At 59.7% G+C, this 5,789-nt stretch carries 2 protein-coding genes and 1 tRNA gene; all 3 read left to right on the forward strand.

Features of this window, described 5'->3' with window-relative positions:
* The coding region (locus HMPREF2874_RS06335) for an LPXTG cell wall anchor domain-containing protein (protein WP_070649498.1) at positions 1-2,595 on the forward strand (2,595 nt) is incomplete at its 5' end.
* A gap of 557 nt (positions 2,596-3,152) precedes the next feature.
* Positions 3,153-5,354, forward strand: coding sequence for a DUF5074 domain-containing protein (locus HMPREF2874_RS06340; RefSeq protein ID WP_070649500.1), 2,202 nt, complete (start codon positions 3,153-3,155; stop codon positions 5,352-5,354).
* 249 nt (positions 5,355-5,603) lie between these two features.
* Positions 5,604-5,679, forward strand: a tRNA-Glu gene (locus HMPREF2874_RS06345).
* The last annotated feature ends 110 nt before the right edge of the window (positions 5,680-5,789 follow it).

Raw genomic sequence — 5,789 nt, forward strand, 5'->3', positions numbered from 1 at the left:
GTCTGGGTCACCAACACCACCGACAACTCCATTTCCGTGTACGACCAGGAAACCCTGCAGCAGACCTGGACCACCGCCGGTATCGCAGAGACCGACCCGAACTGGATTGAGCACCCCCGCTCCGTTCTGGTTGACCACGAGTCCGGTAAGGCGTTCGTCACCGGTCGCTTCTTCGTATCCGCTATCGACCTGAAGACCAAGCAGGTTGAGAAGATCCAGCTCGAAGGCGCACCCGACGGCGGCACCCGCTACATCAGCATGAACATCCTGGTCGACGGCGGCAAGCTGTACGTGCCCGAGCGTACCGGCGGCAAGATTTTCGTCATCGACACCAAGACTTTCAAGGTAGAGAGCAGCTTCGACACCAAGGGTAACGCTGAGGGTGAGGTTCGCCCCTCCGACATCGCGATTGACCACTCCCAGAACGAAATTTACGTCTCCTCCCAGGGTGTGAAGGGCGCGAACTCTGGCGTGTCCATCTACGATGCGACCACCCACGAGTTCAAGAAGTTCATCCCGGTCGGCACCCAGGCACTCGCACTGGACAACGACGAGGATAACGACCTGGTGTACGTCTCTGACTTCGGCACCGGCAAGGTCGGCGTGATTGACGGCGGCGCAGCGGACAAGCTGATCGCCGAGGTCGCCATGAACGGCGGCAAGGCAAACGACCTGGTTGTGCTGCCCAACGGCTCCGTGGTCGCTGTGGACAAGCAGGCTGGCGCAACCGCAACCGTGCCCTACGTGCTCGATGGCACCACCGGCACCGTCAGCACCTCGGACAAGGTCACCAGCAAGCCTTCTAAGGACAAGCAGGGCAACGAGGTTCCCGCCAAGACCTCCGAGATTCAGGCGAACTCCATCCTGAAGTTCAAGGTCACCGCAACCGCGGGCGACAACTCCGAGGTCAAGCAGGTCACCCCCGAAACCCGCGAGTTCCAGGGCTACCCGGCAACCGCCACCAAGACCACCAAAGCAACCGACACCACCACCCCCTCCACCGAGGCACACCGCACCGTGGATGCATCCGGTAGCGTCGCAAATATCATTCAGGGCCTGCCCGGTCAGTTCCAGGTTGGCTACTCCAAGAAGAACCATAAGCTCTTCGTGCCCACCGTGGGTGCGCGAGGCAATCTTGCTTCCTCCCTGGCGCGCGTGGATGCAGACACCCTGCAGACCGAGGCATTCGCCGAGCTGCCCGTGAAGAAGAACGACAAGGGCCAGTACGGCTACACCTCCGCGTACGGCGTGACCGTCGATGATGTGGATGGCACCGTCTGGGTCACCAACACCACCGACAACTCCGTTGCGGTGTACGACCAGCAGACCCTCAAGCTCATCTGGACCAACGAGGGCGTGAAGGAGGGCGACCCGAACTGGATTGAGCACCCCCGTTCTGTGCTCGTCGACCACGAGTCCGGCAAAGCGTTCGTGACCGGCCGCTTCTTCGTCTCCGCTATCGACCTGAAGACCAAGCAGGTTGAGAAGATTCAGCTCGAGGGCGCCCCCGACGGCGGTACCCGCTACATCAGCATGAACCTGTTCCTGGACGGCGGCAAGCTGTACGTGCCCGAGCGCACCGGCGGTAAGCTCTTCGTCGTGGACACCAAGACCTTCAAGGTTGAGAAGACCATCCAGACTCAGGGTGAGGACTCCACCGTTGAGGTTCGCCCCTCCGACGTGGCTGTGGACCACTCGCTGAATGAGATTTACGTTTCTTCCCAGGGTGTGAAGGGCGTCAACTCCGGTATTTCGGTGTATGACCTGCAGACCGGTGCGTTCAAGAAGTTCGTCAAGTTCGGCACCCAGGCGCTTGCCCTGGAGCACGATGAGGACCGCGACCTGGTGTACGTGACCGACTTCGGCACCGGTAAGGTTGCGGTCTTTGACGGCCGCGCCGACGAGGTGATCGGCGAGGTCGAGATGAACGGCGCAGCCGCGAACGACGTGACCCTGCTCAAGGACGGCTCCGTACTGGTCCTTGACAAGAAGGACCGCGACGAGAAGGTGACCCTGCCCTACGTGCTCAACGGCACCACCGGCGAGATTACCACCGCCAGCGAGTACACCACCCTGCCCGGCAAGGACCGCCAGGGTAACGACGTTCCCGCATCGGTTCAGCAGCTGAAGGCTAACTCCATTCTGAAGTTCAAGGTTGGCGTGAAGGACACCGCCGAGAGCGCGGCTCCCGTGACCCTCACCCCGACCGCCCTGCAGTTCGCGGGCTACCCGATGGTGACCGGCGTGAAGGCCGATGAGTCGAAGCCGACTGACCCGAAGTCTGAGGACGCTAAGAAGGACAACTCTTCGACCCCCGCTCCCTCGCAGTCGGCCGATTCGGCCACCGACGCGAAGGATACTGCGAAGTCCGATGCAAAGACCGATAGCAAGAGCGATTCTCGGGACGAGCTGAACCCCTCCAAGGATGGTGTGAAGGCCGATCTTTCCGGTTCCTCGCAGGCTCAGCGCGAGGGTGGCTCCTCGAAGGGTGCTCTGGCCAGCACCGGTGCGAACGGCGTGGCCGGCCTGCTGGCCGTGGGTTCGGTCGCCCTGCTGGGTGGCGCGGCCATTCTGGTTCGCCGTCGCAAGGCCTAAGCTGTAACCGCCGACTTTGCCATAAGGAGGCGGTGAGTAGCAACGTTCAGCGGCCACTCTGAGCCGCTGCGTGAGGCGGGCTCCCGGCCCCGCCGCAATCGTCGAGATTGCGGCGGGGGAGGGGCCCGCCTTTTGCGCGTATTGGGTGCGTTCGCACGAACGGAAAAGTGATGTCGTTGAGGGAAGAATAATGCATCGGAATAATGTACCGGGTGAAGCAAATTTTTACATTAATGTGTAAATATAAGAGCTAATGAATATCAGGCTGACCAGGGTTTTTGCCTCCCGGGGAAGGTAAATCTCCCTCTAAGGGTTCAACGTTCACGTGATGCTCAAGGTAAATTCGCGGGATGCGCCCAAAAATATTGAACACACCCTCGACATAGCTTGTATTTTCCTGGGAAAACGCTGAGGATAAGAGGGTAGGTAAATTTATGCATTACTTGCGCTTCTGCTCCCGCTGTCGTTGAGCGTGTCACCGCGCGCTCACGAGGTGTCTCGTTAGCACCTCGACGCGGCAGTGGAGTACTTCCGTTACATCTCTACAAGGACACACATTGAACCTCACTCCTCCTTCGGGTAAGGCGCTGAAGGGTATCGTTGCTGGCTCCCTCGCGCTCGCCATTTCCGGCGCGTCCATGATTCCTGCCTCCTTCGCAGCGCAGAACACCGCGCAACCGACCACGACCCAGTCCGCTTCCTCCTCCGACGCAGAAAGCACTGAAAGCCGCGTCGTAGATGTCTCCGCATCCACCGCCCAGATTACTCAGGGTCTGCCCGGTCAGTACCAGGTGGCCTACTCGCAGGCGCACCACAAGATCTGGATGGTTGGCGTGGGTGGCAGTAGCAACCTGGCCTCCACCATCGCGCGTGTCGATGCAGACACCATGAAGATTGAAGAAGTAGCGGTCCTTCCCTTCGAATATGACGCAAACGGCCAGTTCGGCTACGTTTCTGCGTACGGCATCACCGTCGATGATGCCAACGGTACCGTGTGGGTCACCAACACGACCGACAACTCCCTCTCCGTGTTCGACCAGGAGACCATGGAGCAGATTTGGACCAGTCACGGCATGTCCCAGGCCGATCCGAACTGGATTGAGCACCCCCGCGAGGTTCGCGTGGATAACGCATCGGGCAAGGTGTTCGTGACCGGCCGCTACTACGTCTCGGCTATCGACATGAAAACCTTCGAGGTCACCAAGATTCAGCTGCAGGGTGCACCCGACGGCGGCACCCGCTACATTGGCATGAACGTGGCCATCGACGGCGACAAGCTGTATGTGCCCGAGCGCACCAGCGGCAAGCTCTTTGTGATTAACACCAAGACCCTGAAGACTGAGCAGGTCATCCAGACCCGGGGCGAGGACTCTTCGGTTGAGGTTCGCCCCTCCGATGTGTCCATCGATCACTCCCAGAATGAAATCTACGTATCCTCTCAGGGTGTGAAGGGCGTTAACTCCGGCATCTCGGTGTACGACCTGAAGACCGGTGCGTTCAAGAAGTTCGTCAAGTTCGGCACCCAGGCCCTGGCCATGGTCAACGATGAAGAGCGCGACCTCGTGTACGTCTCCGATTTCGGCACCGGTAAGATTGCCATCTTCGATGCCAAGACCGACCGCGTGATTGGCGAGGTCGAGATGAACGGCGGCAAGGCTAACGACCTGACCCTCGCCGACGACGGCTCCGTTGTGGCCGTGGACAAGCAGGACATTGAGGGTGCAACCGCCTCCGTGCCTTACGTTCTCGACCCGAAGACCGGCGACGGTTCGACCACCGACAACTACATGTCCAAGGCTCGGGTTGGCCGCGATGGTAAGACCATCCCCTCCACCCGCGAGGTCCTCAAGCCGAACTCCATCATGAAGTTCCACATCGAGCTTGCCGATGGCGAATTCACCTCGCCTGCAACGATTGTTCCTTCCAAGCTTGCCTTCCAAGGTTACCCGAAGGAAGCGCTGCCCGTGATTATCGGCCCCACCCTGAACTTCGCGGAGGGCACGATTGACATCACTCGCCCCTACACCTTCCATGTCACCGGCGCTGATTTTGATAAGCCCCCGGCCGAGGGTATTCGCCTCTTCCTGGTTAAGGACGGCGAATGGCTTCCCGGCAACGACAAGCTGACCGACAGCGAGCTGCAGAACATCCAGAAGATCTCCACGGTTATTCCGGCCAGCGACTTCGTGTACAACGAGAAGACCGGTAAGTACTCCTTCAGCGGCACCCTGCGCGTACCGGCAAACACCTTGAAGTACGGCCAGGGCTACCTGCTCGGCACCGTGACTGCCGGTTCCGACGTTGCTATGAACCGCGACTACGATTCGGCTCGTGCGCTGATTGTTAACGATGTTCAGGAAGACGCGGATAAGGCTGATAACCGCGCCACCTCGGATGACTCGAGCAAGCCGAGCCAGCCCGCAGAGTCGCCTGCCGCCCAGCAGCAGGATAACGCTCAGTCCAAGACTGCTGACTCGAACGCCCCTGCCGCACAGGAGCAGATGGGCTCCACCGTGAAGACTCCCGCGAAGAAGAGCTCTTCGTCGCAGCCGGCCTCGAACTCTTCTTCCTCGTCTCAGTCCTCCTCTCAGCCAAAGGGCTCTAACGCTCAGGTAAATGCCTCCGCGACGAAGTCCTCGACCCAGAGCGGTTCGCTGGCTAAGACCGGCGCACAGAGCGTTCTGAGCCTGGCTGCTGTGGGCGCTTTCGTCCTGATTGCCGGCGCCACCCTGGTGGTGCTGCGTCGCCGTAAGTCCTAGCCTGTAACGGTATCTGACCGGTTCTTATTGGTCCTTCCGGATGCGCCCCGTACCGAGTGTGCGGGGCGCATCTGTATGGGGGCGCTGATGCGGGTCGGGGAAGCGGTCGGCAATATCTGTTGTGACGGCAGAAACCAACATTGGATAATGTGTTCCATTTCACTCGATTTCGATTTGGTCGTTTCGTAGAATCTCTGTATAGTAGTATGTGTTGTCAGGGAGACCTGATAAAAGAGATGTAAATCTCACGGCCCCATCGTATAGCGGCCTAGTACTCCGCCCTCTCACGGCGGCAACACCGGTTCAAATCCGGTTGGGGTCACCACTAGGAAAGAAGCTCTCCAGTCGAAAGACTGGGGAGCTTCTTTGTTTATATCTGTATTCGTTAGAACTCTTTGGCTTTGCGGTGCCGCCGTGAGCCTCTCACGGCGCCGC

It is taken from the genome of Rothia sp. HMSC068F09 (assembly GCF_001812775.1).
GTDB classification, from domain to species: Bacteria; Actinomycetota; Actinomycetes; order Actinomycetales; family Micrococcaceae; genus Rothia; species Rothia mucilaginosa_A.